This window comes from Wenyingzhuangia aestuarii (assembly GCF_011927765.1).
In the GTDB taxonomy this organism is placed as follows: domain Bacteria; phylum Bacteroidota; class Bacteroidia; order Flavobacteriales; family Flavobacteriaceae; genus Wenyingzhuangia; species Wenyingzhuangia aestuarii.
The window spans coordinates 275,964-300,409 of sequence record NZ_JAATJG010000002.1 but is presented as its reverse complement, the minus strand read 5'-3'; the positions used below and the strand labels follow the sequence as shown (position 1 = coordinate 300,409).

Sequence of the window (24,446 nt, the reverse complement as noted above, 5' to 3'; positions counted from 1 at the left end):
CTTAGTTAACAGAAAGTAATCAAACTAAAAAGAGAAGGTTACAAAAAGGTTAACTACAAAACGTTTTGTTAATATAAATTTTCAACGAACAACATATAGTTAACATGCTAGAATTCTTATCAGGAATGCTTAATTTTACACAATGGATTTTAAAGTTGTTTCTAAGTACCAACCTACGGGTGATCAACCTAATGCTATTAAAGAATTAGTAGCAGGAGTTAATAATGGAGATCAATACCAAACATTATTGGGTGTTACTGGTTCTGGTAAAACCTTTACGGTTGCCAATGTTATACAAGAAGTTAAAAAACCCACCTTGGTATTGGCTCATAACAAAACCTTGGCTGCTCAGTTGTATTCTGAGTTTAAAAACTTTTTTCCCAACAATGCGGTAGAGTATTTTGTTTCTTATTACGATTATTATCAGCCAGAAGCTTTTATTCCCTCTACAGGTGTTTACATAGAAAAAGATTTGTCTATTAACGAAGAAATTGAACGTTTGCGTTTAAGCACCTCTTCTTCTTTATTATGTGGTAGGCAAGATGTATTAGTGGTTGCCTCTGTTTCTTGTTTGTACGGTATGGGAAACCCTGTGGAATTTAAAAACAACGTGGTTACTATTGAGGTAGATCAGGCCATTAGTAGAACCAAATTCTTACATCAATTGGTGCAAAGTTTATATGCGCGTACTGAGGAAGAAATGAAAAGCGGAAACTTTAAAGTAAAAGGAGATACGGTAACTATTTTTCCTTCTTATGGAGAATATGCTTACAGAGTTCATTTTTTTGGTGATGAAATTGAAGAAATAGAATCTTACGATTTAGAAAACAAACAAGTAATTGAACGTTTTGAAAAGCTAGATATTTATCCTGCCAATTTGTTTGTGACTTCTCCTGAAACCTTACAAGGTGCCATTCATCAAATTCAAGATGATATGATGAAACAGTACGATTATTTTAATGAAATTGGAAAAACACTAGAAGCCAAAAGATTAAAAGAACGTACTGAATTTGATTTGGAAATGATTCGTGAACTAGGATATTGTAGCGGAATTGAAAACTATTCTAGATATTTAGATGGTAGAGAGCCCGGAACAAGACCTTATTGTTTGTTAGATTATTTTCCTGATGATTTTTTAATGGTGATTGATGAAAGTCATGTAACCATTCCACAAACCCATGCTATGTATGGTGGAGACCGTTCTCGTAAAGAAAACTTGGTAGAATACGGATTCCGTTTGCCTGCTGCCATGGACAACCGTCCGTTAAAGTTTGAGGAATTTGAAGCCATTCAGAACCAAGTAATTTATGTAACGGCAACTCCTGCCGATTATGAATTAGAAAAATCTGGAGGTGTAGTGGTAGAACAAGTGATTCGTCCCACAGGATTGTTAGATCCTATTATAGAAGTTCGTCCTAGTAAAAATCAGATTGATGATTTGATAGAAGAAATTCACAAACGTATTGAGGTAGATGAACGTGTTTTAGTCACTACCTTAACCAAACGTATGGCCGAGGAATTGGCAAAATATTTAACCCGAATTCAAGTACGTTGTCGTTACATACATTCTGATGTAGATACTTTAGAACGTGTAGAAATTATGCAAGATTTACGTAAAGGTTTGTTTGATGTATTGATTGGAGTCAACCTACTTCGTGAAGGATTGGATTTACCCGAAGTTTCTTTAGTAGCAATTATTGATGCTGATAAAGAAGGTTTTTTACGTTCTCACAGATCTATTACACAAACCGTAGGTAGAGCCGCAAGAAACGTAAATGGTATGGCCATTATGTATGCTGATAAAATTACCAAAAGCATGCAGTTAACTATTGATGAAACCGCTAGAAGACGTGAAAAACAAATTGCTTATAACGAAGCTAACGGCATTACTCCTACTCAAATTAAAAAGGATTTTGGAAACAATTTAACAGATAATTCTGGAACCAATTACGAAGAAATTCAACACAATTTAGCTGCTGAAGAAGATTTAGATTACTTATCAAAAACAGCTATTGAAGAACGTATTAGAGAAAAACAACGTGCTATGGAAAAAGCAGCCAAAAACTTAGATTTTATGACTGCTGCTAAATTTAGAGATGAGATTAAAACCTTAAAAAGTAAATTATAAATTAATTTACTTTTGTTTCTTCAAAACTCAGATTTGTTTTTACATTTGTGACTCTTAAAAAAACAACTATTATGTGGTACGAAGTAAAAGTAAAATACAGTAAAATAGACGATAATGAAAAGATTAAAACTTTTAATCAACCTTATTTATTTGATGCATTAACCTTTACCGAAGCTGAAGCTCGTGCTACAGAAGAAATGGGTAAATACCTTTCAGAAGGATTTAAAATTACCAACATTAAGGTGGCTAACTTTTCTGAAATTTTTCCTAGTGAGCACGGAGATCGTTGGTTTAAATGTAAAGTATCTTTAGTTACTTTAGATGAGGACAAAGGATTAGAGCGTAGAACAAATACTTATGTTTTAGTACAAGCTAATGATGTTAAAGATGCTTACGAATACTTATTAGAGCAATTTGCAGATACAGTTTCAGACTTTTCTATTCCAAGTATTACTGAATCTCCAATTATAGATATTTTTCCGTTTTTTGATGGTGACGAAGCTCCTTTAGAAGAGCCTGTTAATACAGAAAACGTATATACTGAAGCTTCTTTTTCTGAAGAAGAAGAAAGTGAAGAAGTTACAGAAGACGAAATTGTTGATGAAACAGAAGAGGTTCTAGAAGACTAATGCAAAACTTAGCATTAATATTCGGAGGGATTTTTGGCTGTACAGCTATTATTTTGGGAGCTTTTGGAAGTCATTTGTTAAAAAACAAATGGTCTAAAGAAATATTGGATAGTTACGAAATTGGAATAAAATACCAAATGTACCATGCCTTGTTTTTAATTCTACTAGAAGTGTCTCTTCCTTTTAACAACACAAGCAGCACTATAGCTGTTATTATGGCTATTGTAGGAGTGTTTTTATTTTCAGGAAGTATTTATGGAATCTGTATTTTAAAAAGTCGTAAACTTCCTGTTAAATTTATTGGACCTATTACTCCATTAGGAGGATTATGTTTACTTTTATCTTGGTTATTTTTTATAGTGGCTTTGACATAAATCATGAGTGAGAAAAAAACATCTAGGTCTTATAGACTTTTTAGGCATTTTATACACAGAAATCGTATAATGGTTACAGATGCCTTAGACATTTTTTTTAACGGATTAAAGAGTGGTGCTAGCGACACTAAAAAAACTAGATTGATTATACAGACCTACGTTAGCAAAGGTGAAATTTCTAAAGAAGAAGAAAAATTCTTAAAATTTTACATTGTAGATATGCTAAAAATAGCAGGAATAGGAATTCCGTTTGTATTACTTCCTGGGGCTAGTGTTATTATTCCTTTTGTAATTAGAGCGGCAGAAAAAAGAAAGATAGATTTAATACCTTCTAACTTTAAGAGTAAATCCAAATAAGCTTCTTTCCCTATTTATTTTTGAAAAACCATTAGTTTTCAGTAACTTAAAAGGAATACAAACCCAAAAACCTTTTATTTATGAACACTAGAAAAATTATTTTTCAAAATGCTGCTAAAATTTATGCAGCTATTGTAGGTTTTTATTTCTTGATAAAACTAATAGGACTCACACACATTGTGGAACTGCGTTTTTTAAATATACTATTTGTTTTATGGGGAATAAACACAGCTATTAAAACAAGTATTAAAGAACAAGACAATAACAATTATATAAGTAATATGTTTCTTGGTTTTTCTACAGGACTTTTAGCTATTATGGCCGTTATTGTTTCTATGACTTTATACGTTAGTTTTATAGATGATTCTTTATTGTTACTATTACAAAAAACATCCTACTGGGGAAATCATTTAACTTTACCTAAAATTGTATTTTCTATGACTATAGAAGCCATGGCATCTTGTGCCATAAGTACCTTTACTTTAATGCAATATTGGAAGAAATACAAAATTAATTCCTACGCATAAACAAATCCATAAAAAACTCAATCATTCTGATTGAGTTTTTTAGTTTTAATAGTACTTTTAAAGCATCAATTCACAGACTTATGATTACTTTAAAAAACTTTAAGATTATAGCATTATTAGAAGGAATTTCTTACTTACTCCTTTTAGGAATAGGAACTCCTTTAAAACACTTTACAGGGAACGACATTATAGTTAGAACCCTTGGAATGCCTCATGGTTTGTTATTTGTAACCTATGTGTTATTTGCTTTTTTACTTAAAAGTGAACAAAAATGGACAACCAAAGAATTTGCTATTATTTTAGTTTGTTCAATTTTACCTTTTGGAACTTTTTATGCGGATAAAAAGTACTTACAAACAAAATAAATCATTCTTATGATAAAATATTTATTACTTCCCTTAATCGTTCTTTTTGCTAGTTGTAACTCAACTCATAAAGGTAAAATATCTTTAACAAATAGACCTATTTACAAAGTACACAAAGCTAGTTCTAACATTAATATTGATGGTAAATTAGAAGACCTATCTTGGGAAAAAGCAGAAGCTAAAACTTTTGATTATTATTACTTAACTGAAAAAGAAGAGGAAAAACAAAAGAGTACTTTTAGAATGCTTTGGGACGAAAAAAATATTTACATTCATTATGATTTTGAAGATAAATACATCAACGCTGCCGAAACAAAAAGAGATGGTGCTCCTTACTTAGATGACTGTGGTGAAATTTTCTTAATACCTGCTCCTAATGGAGAAAACATCCATTATTGTTTTGAAATTAACCCAAACAAAGCCGTAAACGATTTGGTATATGTAAATGATTTTTACAACGGAGAAAATGTAGCTATTAGATCTTTTGATCCTGCAATACAAGTAGAAGTTACCATTAATGGAACCTTAAATAACAATACAGATATTGACAAAGGTTGGACTTTAGAAATGGCTATTCCACATAATACATTTAATGCTGTAGCTAATCAATTCCCTATTCAGAAAGGAAGTCAATGGGCTTTTTTAGCCCTTAGACAATTAAGAGATGATAACAATATTGGTAGAAGAATGATGTCTACTATTTTTCCCGTTGATGATGTTAAAGAAAAAGATGTACATCAACCAGCTATGTTTGGATTGTTAGAATTTGTGGATTAAACCCATCTAACAAAATCAGTTAATTTTACACTCAAGAAACTCCCTATAATCAATGCCTTATTTTTCAAATTTCTCTCTTAAAGACTACAATACATTTGGTATTGATGTAAAAGCTCAAAAATTTATTTCTGTTGCTACACTTTCTCAACTAAAAGAAGTTTTAAAAGAAAATAAGAATATTTTTTTATTGGGTGGCGGTAGCAATATGCTATTAACTAAAGATATTTATAAAACGGTAGTACATGTAAATTTACATGGAGTAATTGTAAACAATGAAACAGACACACATGTTGAAGTTACTGCCATGGCAGGAGAAAACTGGCATGAGTTTGTACTTTGGTGTATTGATCAGAATTATGGAGGAATAGAGAATTTATCTTTAATACCTGGAAACGTGGGTACTTGCCCCATTCAGAATATTGGAGCCTATGGATTTGAGGTTAAAGACACTATTATTTCTTTAGAAGCTTTAAATATAGAAACCTTAGAAATAGAAAAATTCACAAATGAAGAGTGTGAGTTTGGTTATAGAAATTCCATTTTTAAAAATAAAGTAAAAGGAAAATACATTATTACGAATGTTACCTTTAAATTAACCACAAAAGACCATCAAACAAACACATCTTACGGAGCTATTCAAGAGGAATTAAAAGACATTAGCAATCCTACTATTAAAGATATTAGTAACGCAATTATAGCTATTAGAAACAGTAAGTTACCCAATCCTAAAGAAATTGGAAACAGTGGTAGTTTTTTTAAAAATCCTGTAATTACGATTGAATTGTTTGATAGACTTAAAACCAAATATTCTACCATTCCTTCTTATCCTGTTTCAGATACCACAGTTAAAGTACCAGCAGGTTGGCTTATAGAAAAAGCTGGATTTAAAGGTAAATCTTTTGGAAATGCAGGTGTACATAATAAACAAGCATTGGTTTTGGTAAACTATGGAAATGCTACGGGTAAAGAAGTACATGATATTGCAAAAAAAATCCAAAGAAAAATCAAAGCGGACTTTGATATTTCTTTGGAAATTGAAGTAAATGTTTACTAAAAAACTACTCGTTATCGTTTGATATTCTGGTACCTACATATTCATCATCTATAATATCTATAATAATGTTTTCTGTTTTACCGTTGGCAATATAAGTAGGAATGTTGTTTTTAGCTGATTTTTGAGCTACGTTAATCTTAGATTTCATACCTCCTCTACCTTCACCTTCTCCTTTGGTGTTTTCTTGAATGTATTTGTCTAAATTTTCTATAGAGGTAACTTCTTCAATCAATTCAGACTTTTCATCATCTGGATTTCCTGTAAAAACTCCATCAATATCTGTTAAAATAATTAGTTTATCAGCTTCTACTAATTCAGCAATTAAACTTGCCATTTCATCGTTATCTGTAAACATGGTTGATGTTAACGAAACCGTATCATCTTCATTTGCTACAGGAATTACTCCTTCTTCTAATAATCCTTTGTAACAGTTTACCATGTTGTCTCGGTGTACACCGGGCTGAAAATCTCTTTTTGTGGGTAATACTTGAGCACAATTAATTCCATAATCATGAAAAATATTATAATACAAACGCATCATTCTAGGTTGACCAATAGAAGAATATACTTGTCTCCTAACTGACTTATCTTTAATTTTTGAAGGTCCTATAACTTCTTTCCCAGCAATTGCAGAACCTGAAGAAACAAGAATCGTCATGATGTTACGCTCATATAAGGTAGCTATTTGAGAGACTAAGTTTTGAAGGACTGGTCGAACTATTCTATTGTTCTTATTCTTCATTACATTAGTTCCAACTTTTACAACTATTAATTGATCGTACATAAAATTCTATTTTTATTTAAATTTTAAACAAAAATACAAAAACATTGAGCTTTAAAGAGCTCTATATGAGAAAACTTAACAAAAGTTGATGAAAAACAATTTTTATAGCAACTTATAAACACAATAATTTCTTCATTTATTAGTTAGTTTTTTTTGGATAAAATTCTTTTTCTAAAACGGCTACATGCTTAGCAATTCTTGTCATTTCTAACTGTAAAGTTCCATTATACACTCCTCTTATATATCCTTCTGAATCTATCAATAAAAAATTTTCACTGTGAATAAAAGAACTAGGTTTATTTGTTTCTTTATAATCGGCATCTGCAAAATAAGACTCTCTAGCTAGTTTGTATATTTCTTCTTTATTTCCAGTAACCAAATTCCAATTATGAGTCTTTAAGCCTTTAAAATCAACATAATTGCTCAATGTTGCTACTGAATCTATTTTTGGAGTTACTGAATGGGAAATAAATTGCACTAGCGTATCTTTTTCTAGTTTTTGTTGCAGCAATGCCATATTCTTAGTTAACGTATTGCATATACCAGTACAACTCGTAAAAAAGAAATTAGCTACATAAATTTTACCTTTATACTGTTTATCAGAAATAATTTTTCCCTTTTGATTGATCAGTTGAAACGGAGCTATTTTATGTATTTTAAAATCTTTTCCCCATTGTGGGGTAAAATCATACGAATTAAAATAGGGCAAAGTTTGAGTCTCTTTCTTTTTGTTTTCTTGCTGACAAGATAGTAACGCTAAAAAGATTAGAAAAACTACATATTGGGAATTTTTCATATTATTCATCTACTTTATCACATTGTTTAGAACCTATAAGTCCATATTTTTCTCCATTTTTTATCACATAATTAGCTCTGTAAGTTCCTTTACTTGTCCACATTTTCTGACTTCCGTTTTCCATTCCATCTGTATAATGAAATTCTTTAAACAACAATCCGTTAGAAAACCATTCTTTTAACTCTCCTGTTAACAAACCCTTGTTATTAAACTGAAATTGATATTTTTTAACTCCGTTGGGCCACCAACCTTTATGCACTCCCTGTTTAATTCCGTTTGAATAAGATCTATGATCTGCCAATATACCGTTTGGATACCATCTTTTAAAAGAACCATTTAGTTTTCCATTTTTATAAAAAACTTCGGTCTCTAATTTTCCATCATCAGTATATGTTTTTACTCCTCCCGAAAACAAGTTACCTTTATAATACACCAATCTATTTTCTTTATGAAAATCCGAAGACCAGTCTATTACTTTAGAATTGTAATTACAAGAACAAACAAACACTAGCCATATGTAAAGTACTTTTTTCATTTAATTAGAAACTGTTCCTGCTACACCATAAAATCCATCACCATTAATATAAGGAGCATCTGCAGAAATATGGTAGTGATAAATTCCTTCTGGAAATTCTTTAGTTGCAGAAAAATGACCGTGATAATCATCTAAATCATCACTACTAAGTGTTTCTCCATTTTCTAAAGGTCCGTACACAGGAAAACCATCTAACAAAACACCTAACAATGCATCAGCACCATTTTGCTCTGTTAAATATATAGGTTCTATATGATAATGATACATCCCTCTTAAAGTAGGATGTCCAGAATATTGATCAAAAGAAAAAATTTCGTTTGTTAAATCTACCCCACCTGCTGCATACTGGTTAAAAAGAGGAACTCCATTAATGGCAACTCCCATAGGTCCCATAGGTGTTGTAGTTTTGTTGCTAGCTACTGTTGGGTGTAATGGAATTCTAAATTCATAGTCTTGTGTATCTATTCTATTAGGGTTTAAACGAAATGTACTAGAACTATAGGCTTCATATTTTTCGTTTTCCCAATCAGTATCAATAAAATAGGGAGATTTATGGTTAGGAATTCCCGTTGAAAAAATACGCACGTATTCACCATCAATCTCATAACTTACATTCTCCTCTGCCGTTAACTTCCCTATAATGCTCGTAATATCGTAGGTTGTTTTGGGGGTTAACCCCTCATTATCATCTTCTGTTTCATCTGTAGGATCTTCAACAGCTACTGTATCATTAATTGTATTGGCCGCTTCTGTTGTACAAGCCACAATGCTAAAAATTAGTAATAGCAATAATGTTAATTTAGATAAAGTAATTACTCTCATTTTTGTAAACATTTTAATATTGTTACTACTAAAACAAGATACTAAAAAGATACCCTACTTAGTCCTCTAAAATTTATTTGTGGTTCTAAAAAATTGTATCTTTGTTTAAAATATTTTTATATGAAACTATTTCTTATTTCATTAGGTTTATTAGCGTTGGCTTTTGCAGGAATTGCCATTAAAATATGGGGAAAAAAAGGGGGTGAATTTTCTGGTACTTGTGCTAGTCAAAACAGCAACTTTAACGAATCTGGTGAACCATGTGGATTTTGTGGTAAAATGCCAGAAGACTGCGAAAACAAATAACACACCTACTCTCCTTTCCTTTTTATGACATTATTAATATTGACAATTTGTTGTATCATTATTGCTATACATATTGTCTACTATGTATTTGCATTTAACTTTTTTAATTTTTCTAAGAAAAAGGAACAAACCAATACTCCTCCAGTTTCTGTAGTTGTTTGTGCAAAAAACGAAGCTCAAAATTTAAAAAAATTACTTCCAGAACTTGTAAAACAACAGTATCCTGATTTTGAACTTGTATTGATTAATGATCGGTCTTATGATGAGACTGAAGACATCTACAGTGAATACGCAGAAAAATACAGTTTTATAAAACTTGTAAACGTACAAGAATCTGATCATTTTTACGGAAACAAAAAATACGCACTAACCTTAGGAATTAAAGCTGCTACAAACGATTGTTTGTTGTTTACAGATGCTGATTGCTTGCCTAAAAGTGAATTTTGGATTCAGGAAATGGCTAGTCAATACAACGGAGAAACTAAAATTGTTTTAGGTTACGGACCCTACCAAACAACAGCAAACAGTTTACTTAATAAACTAATTAGATACGAAACCATTTTAACTGCATTGCAATATTTTTCTTTTGCCAAATTAGGAATGCCTTATATGGGAGTGGGTAGAAATTTGCTTTACAGCAAAGAGGTGTTTTTAAAAAACAAAGGATTTAATCAGTATGTAAAAATTATGTCTGGTGATGATGATTTGTTAATTAACCAGATTGCAAATGCAGAAAACACCGCTATTTGTTTTGAAGAGCAAAGCCATATGGTTTCTGCTCCAAAAACCACTTTTAAAGAATTGGTTACTCAAAAAAGAAGGCATATTAGTACTTCTGATTATTATAAAAAGCATCATAAATTTATTTTAGGAACTTATGCTTTGAATAGGTTGCTATTTTGGTTGATTCTACCTTTTTCTTTATTTTATGTAGATACTACTAAAAATCAAATATTTATAGCTTCTTTAATTGCTTTTAAATTGATAAGTGAATATATTGTTGTTGGAATTGCAACACACAAACTAAAAGAAAAAAAAATTATTGCTTTTATTCCTTTTTTAGATTTGCTTTTACTCATGTTTCAAATCTATATATTTATTTGTAATTCTGTTTCTAAACCCAAAAAGTGGTCATGACCTCTAAGGATATTCTTTTTACCCATATTAAAGCAGCTCAAAAAGGAGATCAAACTGCTTATAATTACTTATTAAATTTATACTGGAACGATGTTCACGTATTTTTACAATCTAAAATTAGTGACGATAGTATAGATGCTGAAGACATTACTATTATCACTTTTTCTAAAGCTTTTGACAAGATTGATTCTTATGATGATCACTATGGATTTAAAACTTGGTTATTTACCATTGCTAAAAATTTATTGATAGATGAATTGCGTAAAAAAAAGAACAAAACCATTTCTATAGGTAGCGATCATAAAGAAGTTTATCAATTGTTTGATGAAAATCCATCACCAGAAGATAAAATTATTATTGAGCAAAACTTAGCCCAATTAAAAAGAAACATCAAGCAATTAAAACCAAAGTATCAAGAAGTTATTAATTACCGTTATTTCCAAGAACTATCTTATATAGAAATTGCAGCAGAGTTAAAGGAACCTATTAACAATGTTAAGGTAAAACTGTTAAGAGCCAAAAAATTATTGGCAGAAATTATTCTACACAATAATGAACAAGATTAAAGACAAGTTAAAAGCCTTAGGACCTGGTTTATTATTTGCTGGAGCAGCTATTGGAGTATCGCACTTAGTACAGTCTACAAGAGCTGGTGCAGATTATGGTTTTAGTTTGTTATGGGCTTTAGTAATTATTCACATTGTAAAATATCCCTTTTTTCAGTTTGGTACTAGATATGCCAATGCTACAGGAGAAAATTTACTACAGGGCTATAACCGTATACATAAAGGAACCTTAATAGGATATTTTATCATCAATTTAGCTTCTATTTTTACCATACAGGCAGCCTTAACACTTGTTACTGCTGGAATTGTAATGAATATTTTAAACATTCACATAAATCCTGCTATTGTAAGTATCATCATCACAGCTATTTGTGCTGTTATTTTATTGGTAGGTAGGTATCAGTTGTTAGATAAGGTTATGAAATACATTGTACTTACTTTAACCATTACTACCATTGCGGCTTTGTGTATTGCTATTCAAAAAAATGTAGAACCTGTTTCTTTTCTTCAAAAACATCATTTTGAACCTACAGAAGTTGTCTTTTTAATTGCCTTTTTAGGATGGATGCCTGCACCTTTAGATGTTTCTATTTGGCAATCCCTTTGGTCGCAAGAAAAACAAAAAGATATTACTACTAAAAGCAACCTAAAATCTGTCCTATTTGATTTTAATGTAGGCTACTTTTTTACGTTACTTTTGGGAATTTGTTTTTTATCTATGGGTGCCTTAGTGATGTACAACAGTGGAACCGTTTTTCAGAACGGAGCTTTAGGCTTTAGCAAACAGTTAATAGAAATGTACACTCAGAATATTGGTGGGGCTTCTTTTATATTTATTGCTGTTGCCGCATTTACAACCATGTTTAGCACAACTTTAACGGCTTTAGATGCCTCTTCTAGAACCATGGAAACAACGCTAAACTTGTTACAAGACAATCCATCAAAAAAAACATATTTGTATTGGTTAATAGCTTTGGCTATAGGAACTATATTGATTATTTCTTTTTTTACAGACCAAATGTTAACCTTAATTAAAGTAGCTACCGTTATTGGTTTTTTAACCACTCCCTTTTTTGCTGTTTTAAACTACACACTAATCACTAGCAAACATACACCTAAGACACATCAACCTAGTTTAGGCTTAAAAATTCTTTCATGGATTGGAATTGCATTTTTAACAGGTTTTAGTATCTGGTATGTATCTACACTTTTTATGTAATAATTAAATAGTCCGTCATTCAATCCCAAATGCGTTTTGTATCTTTGCTAGCCTAAATAGAAAGCATATGAGTACGGAAACATCTACATTTAAATCTGTATTACCAAGCAAAGAAAATACAACTACAAACCCTGGTACTATTCCTGTTGGAAAGAAAAAACCAGATTGGTTACGTGTAAAATTACCCGTGGGTAAAAAATACACAGAATTAAGAGGTTTGGTAGACAAATACAAGTTAAACACCATTTGTGCTAGTGGAAGTTGTCCTAACATGGGAGAATGTTGGGGAGACGGTACTGCAACCTTTATGATTTTAGGAAACATTTGTACTCGTTCTTGTGGTTTTTGTGGTGTAAAAACCGGAAAGCCAGAAACGGTTGAATGGGATGAACCTGAAAAAGTAGCTCGTTCTATTAAAATTATGAAAATTGAACACGCAGTTTTAACATCTGTAGATAGAGATGATTTAAAAGATGGAGGTTCTATTATTTGGGCAGAAACTATTGCTGCTGTACGTAGAGCAAATCCTAACACAACTATGGAAACTTTAATTCCAGATTTTCAAGGAAACACAACCAATATTGATCGATTGATTAAAGCAGGTCCAGAAGTTATTTCTCACAACTTAGAAACCGTTAGACGTTTAACTCGTGAAGTGCGTATACAAGCTCAATACGATAGAAGTTTAGAAGTATTAAGATATATTAAAGCACAAGGACAACGTAGAACCAAATCTGGTATTATGCTTGGTTTAGGAGAAACTAAAGAAGAAGTCTTTGAAAGCTTAAGAGACTTAGCCAATGCAAATGTAGATGTTGTTACTTTAGGGCAATACTTACAGCCTAGTAAAAAACACTTACCTGTAAAAGAATTTATAACTCCTGAATTATTTAAAGAGTACGAGGTATATGCAAAATCATTAGGTTTTATTCATGTAGAAAGCTCTGCTTTGGTAAGATCATCTTATCATGCAAAAAAACACGTAAATTAAATCTTTTGGCATAGAACTTGTAATTACTATTATAAGTTAGAAAATAAAATTTTTCGATTTAGTATAGTTTAGTTTAGTTAGTTTGAAAAAACACTTTAGGAGTAGTTACCTAAAGTGTTTTTTTATGCAGTTTGTTTCACATTTTAAAAGTGATGATAAACCCGAAAAAATATCTAATTTATGCGTTTGGCACAGTACTTGTAATTACTATTATAAGTTAGAAAATAAATTTTTCGATTTAGTATAGTTTAGTTTAGTTAGTTTGAAAAAACACTTTAGGAGTAGTTACCTAAAGTGTTTTTTTATGCAATTTGTTTCACATTTTAAAAGTGATGATAACTAGAAAAATATTATTTCTTTTTTCTCAATAAAAAACATCTATTTTATATGTTTGGCACAGAACTTGTAATTACTATTATAAGTTAGAAAATAAAATTTTTCGATTTAGTATAGTTTAGTTTAGTTAGTTTGAAAAAACACTTTAGGAGTAGTTACCTAAAGTGTTTTTTTATGCAGTTTGTTTCCACATCTTAAAAGTGATCATAACAAGAAAAATATTATTTCTTTTTTCTCAATAAAAAACATCTAATTTATACGTTTGGCACAGTACTTGTACTTAATACTATAAGTTAGAAATAAAATTTTTCGATTTAGTATAGTTTAGTTAGTTAAAAAAACGCTTCAGGAGTAGTTACCTGAAGCGTTTTTTTTTATGAAAATTTTACTGATTTTGATGGATTTATTTTTGTGATAATAATGGATGGAATCAACATCATTAACAAACAGAGCAACAACGTACCTACATTTAGCAATACTATTTGATAAACCGTAATATAAACAGGTGCTACATGTACATAATAGTTTTGAGGGTCTAGTGTAATCCATTCAAACTGATATTGTAAAAACAATAACAACAAACCAATTACGTTTCCTATTAACAAGCCCCTACCTATAATGTAAGAAGCATTGTATAAAAATATTTTTCTTACAGACCAACTGTTAGCTCCTAGTGTTTTTAAGACCCCTATTAGCTGTGTTCTTTCTAAAATTAAGACCAACAAGGCAGTTATCATATTAATTCCCGCAACCACAACCATAATAATAATAATGATGGCTATATTTCCGTCAAACAGCTGTAACCATTCAAAGATTTGAGGATACTGTTCAAATAAATTTCTACTATCTAGCGTAGCATCAATGGTTTGATATATTTCTTTAGAAGTAGTATCAATTTGATTAAAATCATCAATAAAAACTTCAAAACCACCTACCTGATTGGCATTCCATTTATTTAATCGTTGTACTTGTTTAATATCTCCTATTAATAAGCTTTTGTCAAATTCTTCAAAACCAGAATCGTAAACACCTACCACATTAAAAACTCTTCTACTAGGTAGTGTATTGGAATTTTCTTTCACAAAAAAAGTATCAAAAGTATCTCCTACCTTTAATTGCATTCTGTCAGATATTAACTGAGAAATTAAAACATCACTAGAGGTTTTATCATTATAAACAGGAACCGTACCCGATACCAAATATTCTTTAAAAAAAGACCAATCGTAATCTGTTCCTACTCCTTTTAATACAATTCCCTCAAAATCAGATTCTGTTCTAATAATTCCAGGTCGTGTTGCAAATACCTGAATGTGTTTTACTCCATTAACTGCTGTAAATTCTGGATAAAAATCTTGAACACTAGAAATAGGTTGCTGGGTAGTTTTAGATTGATTGTTGTCAAAATTACTAATCACCACATGACCGTTGAATCCAGCTACCTTTTCTCTAATTTTTCTTTGCAAACCAATACCTGTAGCAATAGATACCAACATCATTACCAAACCTAACGCAATTGCTGATATGGCAATTTTTATGATTGGAGAGGATATACTATTTTTATATTCTTTAGATTTGGTTAATCTTGTAGCTATAAATAATTCGAAATTCAATGCTTATGCCCTTTAAATTGGTAGTCAAAAATACATTTTTAATTCTTGTATTTTTCTCATTTACACTTTTATCCTCTTGTAGTGCTCAAAATAAAACTAGCATTGCCCCTATTGTTGAAGCTGCGAACCATACAGAAAGTTACTTGCCAAGTTTAAAAGGGAAAAAAATTGGAATTGTTGCCAATCAAACTTCGGTTATTTTTCATAAAAATGGACACACCCATTTGGTAGATTCTTTGTTAAAAAGAAATATTAATATTCAGAAAGTATTTTCTCCAGAACATGGATTTAGAGGAAAAGCAGATGCTGCAGAGCATGTTGCTAACGGAATAGACACCAAAACAAACTTGCCTATTATTTCTTTGTACGGAAATCATAAAAAACCAACAGCTGCAGATTTAAAAAATATTGATATCGTAATTTTTGATATTCAAGATGTAGGAGTTCGTTTTTACACCTATATATCAACACTACATTACGTATTAGAAGCTTGTGCAGAAAATAACATTCCTGTATTCGTTTTAGACAGACCGAATCCTAATGCCCATTATATTGATGGTCCTATGTTAAATCCAAAACACAGTTCTTTTGTAGGAAAACACCCTGTTCCTTTGGTCTACGGAATGACCATTGGAGAGTATGCAAAAATGATTAATGGAGAACAATGGTTAAAAAATGGAATTCAATGTGATTTAACCGTAATTCCGTTAAAAAACTATACACATCAAAGCAAGTATCATTTAGCGATTAGACCCTCTCCTAACTTACCTAATGACCAAGCCATTAATTTATATCCTAGTTTAGGTTTTTTTGAGGGAACTCCTATTAATGCTGGTAGAGGAACCGAATTTCAATTTCAGAGATATGGGAGTTCTCTATTTCCAAAAGCTGATTTTACTTATATTCCTAAAGCCAATTTTGGAAGTAAATATCCTAAAGATCAAAATAAAACTTGTTATGGTGTAGATTTAAGTTTAGAATTCCATCAAAACAAAGTAAATATAAAGTGGTTGGTAGATGCATATAACAAATACCCTAAAAAAGAAGATTTTTTTGGTAAAACATTCACCATTCACGCAGGAGATACTCTTTTAGAGCAACAGTTAAAAAACGGACTAACTGCTAAAGAAATAGAAAACAGTTGGAAAAAAGATCTTGAAGCTTTTAAGCTAATTAGACAAAAATATTTAATGTATAACTAAACCAACTTAATAACAAAACCTTTATGCGTTAGCTTTAAGTGTTTAATCACCTGAAGTTTACCTTCTACTTTAAGGTTTAGTTTTTTTATCTGAGGAAAATCTGTTAAAAAAGAAATGATTTTATTTTTTAGATAAACATCTTCTATTTCAAAAAAAGTAATGTCTTTTAAATTTGACTTTATCAGTTCTATGTCTAAACCTCTCATCAAATCAAAAGAAAACTCGGCAACTGTATCTTTACAACTCACACTAAAATTCTTGGCAAAAAATTCTTTTTCTGCCACTTCATCAGCATAACAAAAGCCAAAAAACTTAGAAGCTCTAAGGATTCGTTTTTTATCTGTATTTTCTGAACTTTTCACTAGTAGACTCATTATTCATAGGAACAGCTAACTTTAAAGCATCAATAATATTAGAAGCTGCAGGACATATTTCTGCATTCTTCATTGTTAAATCTGTAAGCTGTGTAAACTTTTTTCTATTGGTATGAGGATATTCTGCGCAAGCTTTAGGTCTAGCTTCATAAATCATACATGTATTATCATTCTCATCTAAAAAAGTACAAGGAGCAGATTTTAATACGTAGCAATCGTCTTCGTCACGCTCTAAATACGTGTCCATAAACTTTTGCTCTTTTATTCTTAAAAACTTTGCTGCTCTTTCTATGTCTTTATGAAAAAACATAGGACTTGTAGTTTTACAACAATTAGCACATGTTAAACAATCTGTTTTTTCAAATTCTTTGTCGTGCAAATCTTGAACAATGTAATCTATATTCTTAGGAGCTCTTTTTTTTAAGCGCTTAAAATAAGCCGTGTTTTCCTTTTTAGCTTTAAAAGCCTTATTTGCTAAGCCCTTAATTATTTCTTCCATCTTATTACTCATAGCGCAAAAATACATTTTTGAAAAACACAAACTAGCTTAAAACCCAAATATTAGTAGCTACCTATAAAAAAATCATTTGTTACATGCTATTAAACATATGTGTCTTTAGCAAGAACGCTCTTAAGCTAGTTTTGACAGTAACTAAATTAATATATTATGATAAAAAGAATACTTTTAGCAGCTACACTTGTTACAAACATATGTGCTGCACAAATTTTTGATTTTAACACTGATGGTGACTTTGAAGGATTTACAGGAACTGTAAATTGTACTGCTGTTGTAGCTAATGGTTACTTATCTATTACTCCTACAGGAGATGGAACTAGTATAGCTAAAGTTACTAACCCTACTCTTGGTGTTGATGCAAACACAAAAAAATACATTCATTTTTTCTACAAAAACTTATCAACCACCTCTGGTGCAGGAGACAATAGTATTGATGATGGAAATGACCAGTTAAGATTTGAAGCTAGTAATGATAGTGGTGTTGAGGGTCAGACTTTTGGTGGAAACAACAATGCTATCAATCTAAACTCTAGTGACTTTGAAATTAAAACGGTGAATCTTACTACTTCTAATTGGTGGCAAGGTACCATTGGTGCTTTTCATTTATATCCAAGAAGAAGCAATTCAGGTTCAGATTTAGATGAAATTCAAATCACTAGAATAGAGTTTAGTGATAGCGCTACTCCTACTCCTTTACCTGGTCCTGCATTTGCAGAAGATTTTGAATCTGGAACTCCCTCTGGACTAGCTGCTCAAAACAATGCAAATGATGCTAATTTATTGGTTGAAGTTGTTGCAATACCAGGAGGTACAACTGGAAATTCAACTAGTAATGTGTTAAAAGTAACAGAAAGTGGAACTACAGAAAACTACCATTACCCTATCTTATCTTTAGGAACAGCTTTAAACCCTTCTAACGGTAATTATATTTCCTTATTATTTTTACCTGGAGAAACAGGAGCAGGAACATTTACACTTAGACTTAGAGCAGGAAGCACTGTTGTTGCAAATATAGATTATAACTACGAAACTACAGATACCACAACCTGGGTTGCAGCAGAATGGGATTTATCTAGTTACATTAGTACAAATAACATAAACCGTATTGATTTTTGGTACGATAACGGAGGAAGAAGTAAGGCTAGCCCATTAGTAAGATATATTGATGAAATAAAGCAAACAGTTGCTCCAACATTACTTACTTTAAATAGTTCATCTCCATCTTTTAAAAACGTAGGAGTGTATCCAAACCCTACAACTGGAATTATTAATATTTCTGATATTAGTAACATTCAAGGAAATATTTATATAGTAAATGTTTTAGGACAAATTGTAAAAACAGTAAAAGCAGCTAACACCATTACTATTTCTGACTTACCACAAGGAATTTATTTCTTACAAACAGGAAATCAATTAATTAAAAAAATAATTAAAAAATAAGTACTCTTTTTTAACTTATTTACAACAGCCGTTAAATTCATTTTTAACGGCTGTTTTTATATGTATTAACGATTTGTTACTAATGTTTCGCGATTTACCCCCCTAAATCATACATCAACATTATAATTTTACAGAATTAACTAATTATAAAAACATACAGTATGATTAAAAATTTACTTTTAGCCGTAACCCTTGTTTCTACAGTATTTACATATGGACAATACTCACAGGACTTTGAAACAACCACATTAACTCCTACTACAAGAACTGGGGATGCTGCACAAGCAACAGGTGTAAAAACAGCAAATCCAGTAAAAGCAGGATTAAACACAAGTGATAACTCATTTGAAATTACACTAACAGATACAGCACCATCATGGAGATGGCTTGCTGCAAATAATCCAGGAGGAACTTATGGGTCTGCTGCTGGAACTTTTATCAAATTTAAATTTTTATCCGTAAATGAGACTTCTGTAACTATACAATTAGAACCTTGGTTAGGAGGTACTAACTACCTTACTGAAGAACAAACGTTTACTGGATTAACTTTAAACACTTGGTATGAAGTAGAGTTTGACTTATCAAATGCAGTAGCAAAATCGGATGGAACAACCCTAGCAGGAGCTGAACCAGGTTATATGGGAAGACTTGACTTTAAATTTAACGCAACAGGTACTTATGATGGTGATGTTTATTACATTGATGATATTGAACAAGGTGTTGCAGAAACATTATCTAGCGCTTCTCCATCTTTTAAAAATGTAGGAGTTTACCCAAACCCTACAACAGGAATTATTAATATTTCTGATATCAGTAATATACCAGGAGATATTTCTATTTCTAATGTTTTAGGACAAGTTGTTAAAACAGTAAAAGCAGCTAACACCATTACTATTTCTGACTTACCACAAGGAATTTATTTCTTACAAACAGGAAATCAATTAATCAAAAAAGTAATTAAAAAATAAGTGCTCTTTTTTAACTTATTTACAACAGCCGTTAAATTCATTTTTAACGGCTGTTTTGTTTTCATACCCAAATGACAATTATCATTTTTAGCTACTTGGATTGCTTCTACATTTGTAAGATAACATCCAATTTTTTAAATAATGGAAAAGCACACCTTTCACATCCCTGTAATGGGAATAGGTTATACAGTAGACAGTCCTTTAAAAGTTGCTGCTTACGGAATAAACTCAGTAATTTCTTTAGTAGATGATATTTTATTAGAGAAACTTAGAAAATACTATTCAGACTTAAATAATATTAAATACATAGAAATTAGTGACAAAACTATTGATTATAGAGCTTTAAGAGTTACGGCTTATTTAAATATGATGAATAGTTTAATTCAAGAAAAAATACATAAGCTTAAAAGCACTAGTACCTTAAAATGTCATTCTCTAAGAGATTATATTAAACACTTACCTTATAATTCAGAACTTAAATTTAGATTACAAAACAGTACAGATCTTAACGAAGTAAGAGAACTAATTCAACAAAATTTAGTTCAAGGAACCATCGATGTAAATATTATGACGAAGGTTGACAAAACAAATTACTACAACAAAGAAGCATTACCTGTTGAGTATAACGATGCACACGCTGCTTTAAGAGGTTACGCAAAATCAGACTTAGCATCTTCTATAGTATTTTCTGCAGGTATGAATCCTAGATTGTACAATTATCTAGAATCTTTTGATGATTTTTATCCAAATGAAAATGGAATCATTAAAAAGAAAATTATTTTAAAAGTAAGTGATTATCGTTCTGCCATTATTCAAGGAAAATACTTAGCTAAAAAAGGCTTATGGGTTTCAGAATACAGAATAGAATCTGGTTTAAACTGTGGAGGGCATGCGTTTGCTACCGATGGTTTTTTAATGGGACCTGTGTTAGAAGAGTTTAAAACTAACAAAGAAGACCTTTACAACACTACTTACGAATTATTCTCTAAAGCTATTATTGCTAAAGAAAGAATTGTAGCCAATACAAAACCAAAACTTAAAATTACGGCACAAGGTGGTGTAGGTACTTCAGAAGAACATCAATTTTTATTAGAACATTATCAATTAGACTCTGTAGGTTGGGGAACTCCATTTTTATTAGTTCCAGAAGCTACTACTGTTGATGAACATACGCTATCGCAACTAGCAAATGCTAAAGAAAAAGATTTATACCTAAGTAATATTTCTCCTTTGGGAATTCGTTTTAACAACTTAAGAGGAAATACTAAGGACGATAAAAAAATAGAAAATATTCAAAAAAAGAGGCCTGGTAGTGCATGTCCTAAAAGACATGTAGCACTAAATACCGAGTTTAAAAAAGAAGGATTGTGTATTGCTTCTAGAGAATATCAATATTTAAAAATTCAGCAATTAGAAGAAAACGAATCCTTAACAGATACCCAACGTTCTAAAGAAATAAACAAGGTTACAGAAAAATCGTGTATTTGTGTAGGATTAGGAACTACCGCTCTTTTAAAATACAACATCAACACCAAAACAGAAGGTACAGGAGTATCTGTTTGCCCTGGTCCTAACCTAGCTTATTTTGATGAAAAAGTTAGTTTATCTAGCATGATGGATCATATTTATGGTAAAATAAACATTCTAAAAAACAATCACAGACCTCACATGTTTGTGAAAGAGTTAGGTATGTATGTAGACTATTTAAAAGAACAAATAACCGATATATCAGAAACTATCACCAAGCAACAAGAAAAATCATTAAACCGATTCTCTAACAATTTATTACAAGGAATTACTTATTACCAAAATCTATTTAAAACTAAGTGGAATATTGTTGTAGAACAAAATCAAGCCATTTTAGATGAATTGACGTTAAAACATCATCAAGTTTTACAATTACAAACAAAACTACAAGAAAAAAATAAAGAACTATGGACATTAACCTTATAAACAAATACAACGTTCCTGGACCTAGATATACTAGTTATCCTACCGTTCCGCATTGGAATGTAGAAGATTTTAGATTAAGCACTTGGAAAAGTAAACTTGTGGAGACTTTTAATAAAACAAACAAAACAGAAGGAATCAGTTTATACATTCACCTTCCGTTTTGCGAAAGTATGTGTACTTTTTGTGGTTGCAACAAGCGTATTACCAAAAGACACGATGTAGAATCTCCATACATAAAAGCAGTACTTAAAGAATGGTCTTTGTACTTAAATTTGTTTGATGAAAAACCAATCATCAAACAACTACATATTGGTGGAGGAACACCAACTTTTTTTAGTCCAGAAAATTTAGATTACTTGTTAACTTGTATCATCAATACTTCTCATTTAGCAGAAGACTACGAATTTAGTTTTGAAGGACATCCTAACAACACCACTAAAGAACATTTACAAACATTGTATAATTTAGGTTTTAGAAGAGTTTCTTTTGGAGTGCAAGATTATAATGAAACCATCCAGAAAGCCATTCACAGAATTCAGCCTTTTGAAAAAGTTAAAAAGGTAACTGAGTTGGCTAGAGAAATTGGATATACATCTATTGGTCATGATATTATTTACGGATTGCCTTTTCAAACTATAGATAATGTGGAGTATACCATTGAAAAAACAAAAGAATTAGCTCCTGATAGAATTGCATTTTACAGCTATGCACATGTGCCATGGTTAAAAGGAAATGGTCAAAGAGGATATTCTGAAGAAAACTTACCCGATGGTAAAGACAAACTAATGATGTATGAAATTGGAAAATCTAGATTGTTAGATTTTGGATACAACAACATTGGAATGGATCATTTTTCTTTGGCAGGTGACACATTGTATCAAGCACTAGAAAACAAAACTCTACATAGAAACTTTATGGGTTATACCCATGCTAAAACCGATGTAATGATTGGTTTAGGAACCTCCTCTATTGGAGATAGTTGGAATGCATTTTATCAGAATGTAAAAAACATAGAAGAATATCAATCTTTGGTAAACAACCAAATATTTCCAATATCTAAAGGTCATATTTTAACCAATGAAGATTTAATTATTAGACAGCATATTTTAAATTTAATGTGCCATTACGAAACCAAATGGGATGATGAAACTTTACACAGTAAGGCCTTAGAAAAAGCTCCTTTAAAAATGTTTCCGTTAGTAAAAGACGGCTTAGTTACCGTTTCCGAGTCACAAATAAAAGTAACTGCCAAAGGAAAACCTTTTATAAGAAATATATGCATGGCTATAGATCAATATCTAAATCCTAACGCACAAATGCAGTTTTCTAAAACGGTATAATCAAATTCACAAAAAAGCCTTTCTAATTTCTTAGAAAGGCTTTTTTATGATAAGTTAAGTAGTTTTATGTAAAAGGAGTAACGGATCTAGAGCTTAACTCTTTTTACTATTGAAATAGAATCTAGCTTTTTTTAACCAATACCTATTTAATGACACCCGACAGGTACTAAATGTATATGCAAGCTTAAATCTGATGGAGATACAAATGCTATTCCCAAACCTAAACCTCTTAAAATAAACAATCCTCCTACCACTAGTAACATAACCGGAACTGCTTTTCTAAAAACAGTTCTAAACTTAGCCGTGCTTAATATTTTTGCTCCCATTAAAACCATCATTAACGGGACCGTTCCCAACCCAAACACAAGCATATAAATGCTTCCAGACCATAAATTTTGAGTAGCAATAGCACCTATTAAGGCTATATACACCGTACCACAAGGTAACAATCCGTTTAAAGCTCCTAAACTAAAAAAATTAGCTACACTGCTAGATTTTGCTATTTTTTGATACCCTTCTCTAATCAGCCCAACAACTTTTGAAGATGTTTTTTGTTCTAATGCATTTAAAATTCTTTTCTGAAATAAAGCTATTATAATTAATACAGCACCTGCTAACACAGATAAAAACTGCTGTAAACCTGCTAGAACAAAAGCTCTACCAAACAAACCAAAAATAGCTCCTATAACAGCATACGTAACTAGCCTACCTAAGTGATACGCTAGTATTTTTTGCCATTTCTGACTAGTACTCCCTTTATGTACAGGTAATGCAAACGCAATAGGTCCGCACATACCAACACAGTGCAGACTACTTAACAAACCAAATATAAAGGCAGATATAAACATTAATAATAAATAGATTCTTTTTTATAAAATACTTCTGATGGATTTTGAGCATAAGACCAAGTCATCATTACATTCCATCTTCCTTTTACCAACTCTTTAGCTGTAAACACAATACGATTATCTTTAGAGTCAATCGTTTTACTAAAGTCTAATTTTTCATTAGAAGGTCTGTAAAACTGAATTTTTCCATATATTACATCCTTATTCTGATTGGGAATAGTAATCACAAATTCATCTTCAATTTTATCAAACTGAACTTTTCCCTCCAGTTCATCTGCATTTTTAGAATTATCAATCGTTTTCTGGAACTCTAACTCGTCTTGATAATATGCATCAGACACCAAATCAAAACCGTAAGCGGGTTCTGTAAAAGTCTTCACCACAAAAAACAATATAAAGACTATAAAAGCTACAAAAGCTAGTACAATACTTGTTCCCCAATTTATTTTCATTTTTAAATTCTTTAGTTATTTGTAATACGTTGGTTTTAC

Annotated in this window: 27 protein-coding genes; 18 read left to right on the top strand and 9 right to left on the bottom strand. The window is 31.0% G+C overall.

Going from position 1 to position 24,446, the window contains the following annotated elements; genetic code table 11:
• Window positions 1–142 precede the first annotated feature (142 nt).
• From uvrB to murB, 8 genes are all read left to right on the top strand, one after another.
• Window positions 143–2,128, top strand: a complete 1,986-nt coding sequence (gene uvrB / locus GGR97_RS03220) for an excinuclease ABC subunit UvrB (RefSeq protein ID WP_167896981.1) — start codon at window positions 143–145, stop codon at window positions 2,126–2,128.
• A gap of 71 nt (window positions 2,129–2,199) precedes the next feature.
• The gene (locus GGR97_RS03215) at window positions 2,200–2,757 is read left to right on the top strand and encodes a DUF4494 domain-containing protein (RefSeq protein ID WP_167896980.1); all 558 of its coding nucleotides are present in this window, start codon (window positions 2,200–2,202) and stop codon (window positions 2,755–2,757) included.
• Window positions 2,757–3,131 (top strand): DUF423 domain-containing protein, encoded by a 375-nt coding sequence (locus tag GGR97_RS03210; RefSeq protein ID WP_167896979.1) that lies wholly within the window; start codon window positions 2,757–2,759, stop codon window positions 3,129–3,131. Before GGR97_RS03215 ends, GGR97_RS03210 begins: the two co-directional genes overlap by 1 nt.
• A 3-nt stretch (window positions 3,132–3,134) precedes the next feature.
• On the top strand, window positions 3,135–3,488 hold the full coding sequence (locus GGR97_RS03205) for a hypothetical protein (RefSeq protein ID WP_167896978.1): 354 nt from the start codon (window positions 3,135–3,137) through the stop codon (window positions 3,486–3,488).
• An 80-nt stretch (window positions 3,489–3,568) separates the two neighbouring features.
• Window positions 3,569–4,015, top strand: a complete 447-nt coding sequence (locus tag GGR97_RS03200; RefSeq protein WP_167896977.1) for a hypothetical protein — start codon at window positions 3,569–3,571, stop codon at window positions 4,013–4,015.
• Between the two features lie 80 nt (window positions 4,016–4,095).
• Window positions 4,096–4,380 (top strand): DUF3817 domain-containing protein, encoded by a 285-nt coding sequence (locus GGR97_RS03195; protein WP_167896976.1) that lies wholly within the window; start codon window positions 4,096–4,098, stop codon window positions 4,378–4,380.
• 9 nt (window positions 4,381–4,389) lie between these two features.
• Window positions 4,390–5,157: a carbohydrate-binding family 9-like protein gene (locus GGR97_RS03190; protein ID WP_167896975.1), complete on the top strand. Its 768-nt coding sequence runs from the start codon at window positions 4,390–4,392 to the stop codon at window positions 5,155–5,157.
• A 52-nt stretch (window positions 5,158–5,209) separates the two neighbouring features.
• Window positions 5,210–6,211 (top strand): UDP-N-acetylmuramate dehydrogenase, encoded by a 1,002-nt coding sequence (murB, locus tag GGR97_RS03185; RefSeq protein ID WP_167896974.1) that lies wholly within the window; start codon window positions 5,210–5,212, stop codon window positions 6,209–6,211.
• A gap of 4 nt (window positions 6,212–6,215) precedes the next feature.
• Here the strand turns inward: murB and proB are convergent, their stop codons facing one another.
• From proB to GGR97_RS03165, 4 genes are all read right to left on the bottom strand, one after another.
• Complete coding sequence (gene proB, locus GGR97_RS03180; protein WP_167896973.1) at window positions 6,216–6,995, bottom strand: glutamate 5-kinase; 780 nt, start codon at window positions 6,993–6,995, stop codon at window positions 6,216–6,218.
• A gap of 139 nt (window positions 6,996–7,134) precedes the next feature.
• Window positions 7,135–7,791, bottom strand: coding sequence for an SCO family protein (locus GGR97_RS03175; protein WP_209272313.1), 657 nt, complete (start codon window positions 7,789–7,791; stop codon window positions 7,135–7,137).
• A gap of 1 nt (window position 7,792) precedes the next feature.
• Window positions 7,793–8,326, bottom strand: coding sequence for a toxin-antitoxin system YwqK family antitoxin (locus GGR97_RS03170; RefSeq protein ID WP_167896971.1), 534 nt, complete (start codon window positions 8,324–8,326; stop codon window positions 7,793–7,795).
• Window positions 8,327–9,148 (bottom strand): YHYH protein, encoded by an 822-nt coding sequence (locus tag GGR97_RS03165; protein WP_167896970.1) that lies wholly within the window; start codon window positions 9,146–9,148, stop codon window positions 8,327–8,329.
• Between the two features lie 120 nt (window positions 9,149–9,268).
• Here GGR97_RS03165 and GGR97_RS03160 point away from each other — a divergent pair, with 120 nt between their 5' ends.
• From GGR97_RS03160 to lipA, 5 genes are all read left to right on the top strand, one after another.
• Window positions 9,269–9,454 carry a membrane or secreted protein gene (locus GGR97_RS03160; RefSeq protein ID WP_167896969.1) on the top strand — a complete coding sequence of 62 codons (186 nt, stop codon included), beginning with the start codon at window positions 9,269–9,271 and terminating at the stop codon, window positions 9,452–9,454.
• 24 nt (window positions 9,455–9,478) lie between these two features.
• Window positions 9,479–10,591, top strand: coding sequence for a glycosyltransferase (locus GGR97_RS03155; RefSeq protein ID WP_167896968.1), 1,113 nt, complete (start codon window positions 9,479–9,481; stop codon window positions 10,589–10,591).
• The gene (locus GGR97_RS03150; RefSeq protein ID WP_167896967.1) at window positions 10,588–11,157 is read left to right on the top strand and encodes an RNA polymerase sigma factor; all 570 of its coding nucleotides are present in this window, start codon (window positions 10,588–10,590) and stop codon (window positions 11,155–11,157) included. Before GGR97_RS03155 ends, GGR97_RS03150 begins: the two co-directional genes overlap by 4 nt.
• Window positions 11,144–12,376: an Nramp family divalent metal transporter gene (locus GGR97_RS03145; RefSeq protein ID WP_167896966.1), complete on the top strand. Its 1,233-nt coding sequence runs from the start codon at window positions 11,144–11,146 to the stop codon at window positions 12,374–12,376. Before GGR97_RS03150 ends, GGR97_RS03145 begins: the two co-directional genes overlap by 14 nt.
• A 67-nt stretch (window positions 12,377–12,443) precedes the next feature.
• Window positions 12,444–13,367: a lipoyl synthase gene (gene lipA / locus GGR97_RS03140; protein WP_209272312.1), complete on the top strand. Its 924-nt coding sequence runs from the start codon at window positions 12,444–12,446 to the stop codon at window positions 13,365–13,367.
• A 710-nt stretch (window positions 13,368–14,077) separates the two neighbouring features.
• Here the strand turns inward: lipA and GGR97_RS03135 are convergent.
• Window positions 14,078–15,313: an ABC transporter permease gene (locus GGR97_RS03135; protein WP_167896965.1), complete on the bottom strand. Its 1,236-nt coding sequence runs from the start codon at window positions 15,311–15,313 to the stop codon at window positions 14,078–14,080.
• Window positions 15,314–15,318: 5 nt separating this feature from the next.
• On the opposite strand from GGR97_RS03135, the gene GGR97_RS03130 reads away from it, so the two are divergent.
• Window positions 15,319–16,515, top strand: a complete 1,197-nt coding sequence (locus tag GGR97_RS03130; RefSeq protein ID WP_167896964.1) for an exo-beta-N-acetylmuramidase NamZ family protein — start codon at window positions 15,319–15,321, stop codon at window positions 16,513–16,515.
• Here GGR97_RS03130 and GGR97_RS03125 read toward each other — a convergent pair.
• Together GGR97_RS03125 and GGR97_RS03120 are read right to left on the bottom strand one after the other, a co-directional pair.
• A complete protein-coding gene (locus GGR97_RS03125; protein ID WP_167896963.1) occupies window positions 16,512–16,877 on the bottom strand; it encodes a hypothetical protein in 366 nt (121 codons plus the stop codon). The genes GGR97_RS03130 and GGR97_RS03125 overlap by 4 nt on opposite strands.
• Window positions 16,852–17,388, bottom strand: coding sequence for a YkgJ family cysteine cluster protein (locus GGR97_RS03120; protein ID WP_167897039.1), 537 nt, complete (start codon window positions 17,386–17,388; stop codon window positions 16,852–16,854). The genes GGR97_RS03125 and GGR97_RS03120 overlap by 26 nt, the downstream gene beginning before the upstream one ends.
• A 168-nt stretch (window positions 17,389–17,556) precedes the next feature.
• Between GGR97_RS03120 and GGR97_RS03115 the strand changes: the two genes are divergently transcribed.
• From GGR97_RS03115 to hemN, 4 genes are all read left to right on the top strand, one after another.
• The gene (locus GGR97_RS03115; protein WP_167896962.1) at window positions 17,557–18,846 is read left to right on the top strand and encodes a T9SS type A sorting domain-containing protein; all 1,290 of its coding nucleotides are present in this window, start codon (window positions 17,557–17,559) and stop codon (window positions 18,844–18,846) included.
• Window positions 18,847–19,007: 161 nt separating this feature from the next.
• Entirely contained in the window at window positions 19,008–19,814 is an 807-nt protein-coding gene (locus GGR97_RS03110; RefSeq protein ID WP_167896961.1) for a T9SS type A sorting domain-containing protein, read from the top strand.
• 141 nt (window positions 19,815–19,955) lie between these two features.
• Window positions 19,956–21,767 (top strand): hypothetical protein, encoded by a 1,812-nt coding sequence (locus GGR97_RS03105; RefSeq protein WP_167896960.1) that lies wholly within the window; start codon window positions 19,956–19,958, stop codon window positions 21,765–21,767.
• Window positions 21,749–23,107 (top strand): oxygen-independent coproporphyrinogen III oxidase, encoded by a 1,359-nt coding sequence (gene hemN, locus GGR97_RS03100; protein ID WP_167896959.1) that lies wholly within the window; start codon window positions 21,749–21,751, stop codon window positions 23,105–23,107. The genes GGR97_RS03105 and hemN overlap by 19 nt, the downstream gene beginning before the upstream one ends.
• Before the next feature lie 146 nt (window positions 23,108–23,253).
• On the opposite strand, the gene GGR97_RS03095 is transcribed toward hemN, so the two are convergent.
• Together GGR97_RS03095 and GGR97_RS03090 are read right to left on the bottom strand one after the other, a co-directional pair.
• Window positions 23,254–23,955: a sulfite exporter TauE/SafE family protein gene (locus GGR97_RS03095; protein ID WP_167896958.1), complete on the bottom strand. Its 702-nt coding sequence runs from the start codon at window positions 23,953–23,955 to the stop codon at window positions 23,254–23,256.
• Window positions 23,955–24,407 (bottom strand): FixH family protein, encoded by a 453-nt coding sequence (locus GGR97_RS03090; RefSeq protein WP_167896957.1) that lies wholly within the window; start codon window positions 24,405–24,407, stop codon window positions 23,955–23,957. The genes GGR97_RS03095 and GGR97_RS03090 overlap by 1 nt, the downstream gene beginning before the upstream one ends.
• Window positions 24,408–24,446 lie beyond the last annotated feature (39 nt).

Bases quoted from the DNA above. Each gene is read 5' to 3' on its own strand.
- GGR97_RS03110 (WP_167896961.1), top strand. From the start codon at position 19,008: ATGATTAAAAATTTACTTTTAGCCGTAACCCTTGTTTCTACAGTATTT.
- uvrB (WP_167896981.1), top strand. From the start codon at position 143: ATGGATTTTAAAGTTGTTTCTAAGTACCAACCTACGGGTGATCAACCT.
- GGR97_RS03145 (WP_167896966.1), top strand. From the start codon at position 11,144: ATGAACAAGATTAAAGACAAGTTAAAAGCCTTAGGACCTGGTTTATTA.
- GGR97_RS03170 (WP_167896971.1), bottom strand. From the start codon at position 8,326: ATGAAAAAAGTACTTTACATATGGCTAGTGTTTGTTTGTTCTTGTAAT.
- GGR97_RS03155 (WP_167896968.1), top strand. From the start codon at position 9,479: ATGACATTATTAATATTGACAATTTGTTGTATCATTATTGCTATACAT.
- GGR97_RS03130 (WP_167896964.1), top strand. From the start codon at position 15,319: ATGCCCTTTAAATTGGTAGTCAAAAATACATTTTTAATTCTTGTATTT.
- GGR97_RS03095 (WP_167896958.1), bottom strand. From the start codon at position 23,955: ATGTTTATATCTGCCTTTATATTTGGTTTGTTAAGTAGTCTGCACTGT.
- GGR97_RS03120 (WP_167897039.1), bottom strand. From the start codon at position 17,388: ATGGAAGAAATAATTAAGGGCTTAGCAAATAAGGCTTTTAAAGCTAAA.
- GGR97_RS03165 (WP_167896970.1), bottom strand. From the start codon at position 9,148: ATGAGAGTAATTACTTTATCTAAATTAACATTATTGCTATTACTAATT.
- GGR97_RS03215 (WP_167896980.1), top strand. From the start codon at position 2,200: ATGTGGTACGAAGTAAAAGTAAAATACAGTAAAATAGACGATAATGAA.
- GGR97_RS03200 (WP_167896977.1), top strand. From the start codon at position 3,569: ATGAACACTAGAAAAATTATTTTTCAAAATGCTGCTAAAATTTATGCA.
- GGR97_RS03150 (WP_167896967.1), top strand. From the start codon at position 10,588: ATGACCTCTAAGGATATTCTTTTTACCCATATTAAAGCAGCTCAAAAA.
- proB (WP_167896973.1), bottom strand. From the start codon at position 6,995: ATGTACGATCAATTAATAGTTGTAAAAGTTGGAACTAATGTAATGAAG.
- GGR97_RS03175 (WP_209272313.1), bottom strand. From the start codon at position 7,791: ATGAAAAATTCCCAATATGTAGTTTTTCTAATCTTTTTAGCGTTACTA.
- GGR97_RS03195 (WP_167896976.1), top strand. From the start codon at position 4,096: ATGATTACTTTAAAAAACTTTAAGATTATAGCATTATTAGAAGGAATT.
- GGR97_RS03090 (WP_167896957.1), bottom strand. From the start codon at position 24,407: ATGAAAATAAATTGGGGAACAAGTATTGTACTAGCTTTTGTAGCTTTT.
- GGR97_RS03190 (WP_167896975.1), top strand. From the start codon at position 4,390: ATGATAAAATATTTATTACTTCCCTTAATCGTTCTTTTTGCTAGTTGT.
- GGR97_RS03160 (WP_167896969.1), top strand. From the start codon at position 9,269: ATGAAACTATTTCTTATTTCATTAGGTTTATTAGCGTTGGCTTTTGCA.
- GGR97_RS03115 (WP_167896962.1), top strand. From the start codon at position 17,557: ATGATAAAAAGAATACTTTTAGCAGCTACACTTGTTACAAACATATGT.
- GGR97_RS03205 (WP_167896978.1), top strand. From the start codon at position 3,135: ATGAGTGAGAAAAAAACATCTAGGTCTTATAGACTTTTTAGGCATTTT.
- GGR97_RS03105 (WP_167896960.1), top strand. From the start codon at position 19,956: ATGGAAAAGCACACCTTTCACATCCCTGTAATGGGAATAGGTTATACA.
- hemN (WP_167896959.1), top strand. From the start codon at position 21,749: ATGGACATTAACCTTATAAACAAATACAACGTTCCTGGACCTAGATAT.
- GGR97_RS03210 (WP_167896979.1), top strand. From the start codon at position 2,757: ATGCAAAACTTAGCATTAATATTCGGAGGGATTTTTGGCTGTACAGCT.
- murB (WP_167896974.1), top strand. From the start codon at position 5,210: ATGCCTTATTTTTCAAATTTCTCTCTTAAAGACTACAATACATTTGGT.
- lipA (WP_209272312.1), top strand. From the start codon at position 12,444: ATGAGTACGGAAACATCTACATTTAAATCTGTATTACCAAGCAAAGAA.